The organism is Micromonospora sp. B11E3 (genome assembly GCF_039871625.1).
GTDB lineage: Bacteria > Actinomycetota > Actinomycetes > Mycobacteriales > Micromonosporaceae > Micromonospora.
The window spans coordinates 1-2,456 of the sequence record NZ_JBDPMC010000180.1 but is presented as its reverse complement, the minus strand read 5'-3'; the positions used below and the strand labels follow the sequence as shown (position 1 = coordinate 2,456).

Below are 2,456 nucleotides of genomic sequence, written 5' to 3'. Positions count from 1 at the left end.
CGCGTCGCCGGCGATATGGGCGCGTCTGTGTGGCGGGGATGCCGCTACGTCGGCGATATGGGCGTATCCGCATGGCGGGGACCTCGCCATGTCGGCGACATGGAGTCGATCACTGCGCCGGGGCGGGGATCTCGGGTGTCGGAGGGGTGATTCGCGCGGGGGGCAGGTGGGCTGTTAGTCTTGTCGCCGGCCCGCCCGGTGAAAGCCGGGTGGGACCGACGCCGGTTCGCCGGCGGAGGGGCTGTGGCGCAGACCGGTAGCGCACCTCGTTCGCATCGAGGGGGTCAGGGGTTCAAATCCCCTCAGCTCCACCAGCAACATCAATGGCCAGCGGAAACGCTGGCCATTGATCATCGGGCACAGATCCGGCACAACTCAGCCCGGAAGCGCAACCCCTGAGCGGTTACCCGCAGCCTCCCGAAGCGCGGTGCTGACGATGTTTCGGCGACGGTTCTTCTTCGGCCACCAGTGCACGTACGTCTCCAACGTGATCCGCAGGCTGGAGTGCCGTAGTGCGTTCTGCACGTCGGTCGGGTCGGCACCCGAGGTGATCAGACGAGTCGCAAAGTAGTGCCGCAGAGAGTGGACCCTCCCTTCTTCTTCGGGCCAGCCCGCCGCCTTGCGCCAACCACGCCACAGGTCGGACCAGCGCTGATCATGAATCGGCTTGCCCTGTTCGTCGGTGAACAGCAGCGGGACCGCCCGACGCTTCGCCTGCTTCCCCGGATCGGGGGTCCCCGCAGGGCGATTGCGTAGTCGACTAGCGGGCCGTTGACCAGGAGTTTCGGGACGAGTTCGGCCTCGTGGAGGCGTAAGAAACGGGTGAGGCCGCATCGGTGATCATGGAGTTGCGACGCTTCACGACTCCGAGGAAGGCCCCACCCGCCGATGGCATCATCTCTCATCCCTGCACTGGCCGTAGCTGCACCCACCTCCACCGCCGAGGCCGTGCCAGTCACCGACGGTGAACATGGCGGTCTGCGCCGTCATGGCCGGGGCGTCGTCGTTCGCCGCGATCACGGATTGGCTGCACGACCTGGACGAGCGCGCCCAGGACCGGCTCGGGTTCACCGCAGGAGTGCCAGTCGGCAGCACTGTCTGGCGGCTCCTGACACGCCTGGACGACACGCTGCTCGGCACCGTCCTGGCCGGCTGGCTGCGCACCCGCACTCCCGTCGCGGTGACCGCGCCGAGGCGGTACCGCACGGTGATCGCCATCGACGGCAAGACCCTGCGCGGCGCCCGCACCGGCAACGGCCGCCAGGTGCATCTGCTCTCCGCGCTGGACACCACCACCGGGATCGTCCTCGCCCAGGTCACCGTGGACACCAAGAGCAACGAGATCCCGGCGTTCGCCCCGCTGCTCGACGCCGTCGAGACGGTGCTCGGCACCCTGGCCGGGGTGCTGTTCATCGCCGACGCCCTGCACACCCAGACCGGGCACGCCGACGAGGTCACCGCCCGCCGAGCGCACCTGCTCGTACAGGTGAAGGCCAACCAGCCGACCCTGTTCAAGCAGCTCAAACGGCTGCCCTGGGCGCAGATCCCGGTCGGTGACCGCACCCGCGACCGCGGCCACGGCCGCCGCGAAACCCGCACCGTCAAAGCCGTCACCGTCGCCACGCCCGGCGGCATCGCCTTCCCACACGCCCAGCAAGCCGTGCGGATCACCCGCACCCGCATCGTCGCCCGCAAGACCAGCCGCGAGACCGCCTACCTGACCGTGTCACTGCCCGCCGGCCAGGCCCTGCCCCGCGACCTGCAAACCTGGATCCGCCGCCACTGGCACATCGAAAACCGCCTCCATCACATACGCGACGTGACGTTCCGCGAAGACCTCCACCAAGCCCGGACAGGCAACGGACCCGCCGTCATCGCAACGCTACGTAACACCGCGATCGGCTGGCACCGCATCACCGGCGCGACCAACATCGCCCGCGCCACCCGCCAAGCCAACCGCCGCTCACACGACCTGATCAACGCCGTGACCAGCAGTTACCCCAGAACGCAATGACCCTGGGGGTCCCCGTGGTGATGTCGGGCAGCTCGACCAACACGGGCGGGTACTTGCGGACGTGTTCCGCGAGTACCACGGCAAGGACACGGTTACCGCTGAACTTGTCGGGCGGGAATCCCGGTTTGAGCACTTCAAACGGTTGAAGTTCGGGCGTGGAAGAAGCAGCGGCTATCGGATGATCAGTTCGAGCCAAGCCGACGATCTAGGCTCTTCGAACTTGAGCGGGGTTTGTGGCTGAGCCGACCCGAGAGTGAAGGGCTCGCAGCCCGTCAGTGATCATCTGAGTGTCTAGTTCGGATGGTCACAAGTGATGAGCTGCGAGCATGATCAACGATACGACCCGGCTGCTGGGCCTGGACGGCCTGGTCGCTGAGCGGGTCGAGCTGGACATCACCGGTGTCCCGGTGGTGGACCTGTCCACCGGCTGTGAGCAGGCACG

At 67.4% G+C, this 2,456-nt stretch carries 2 protein-coding genes and 1 tRNA gene; 2 read left to right on the top strand and 1 reads right to left on the bottom strand.

The annotated features are described in order from the left end of the window. Positions 1-237 precede the first annotated feature (237 nt). Positions 238-314 (top strand) — tRNA-Ala (locus tag ABGB16_RS33485). A gap of 61 nt (positions 315-375) precedes the next feature. On the opposite strand, the gene ABGB16_RS33480 is transcribed toward ABGB16_RS33485, so the two are convergent. Continuing rightward, the gene (locus ABGB16_RS33480) at positions 376-834 is read right to left on the bottom strand and encodes a tyrosine-type recombinase/integrase (RefSeq protein ID WP_347672058.1); all 459 of its coding nucleotides are present in this window, start codon (positions 832-834) and stop codon (positions 376-378) included. Between the two features lie 136 nt (positions 835-970). On the opposite strand from ABGB16_RS33480, the gene ABGB16_RS33475 reads away from it, so the two are divergent. Then, a complete protein-coding gene (locus tag ABGB16_RS33475) occupies positions 971-2,014 on the top strand; it encodes an ISAs1 family transposase (protein WP_347672057.1) in 1,044 nt (347 codons plus the stop codon). Positions 2,015-2,456: the final 442 nt, after the last annotated feature.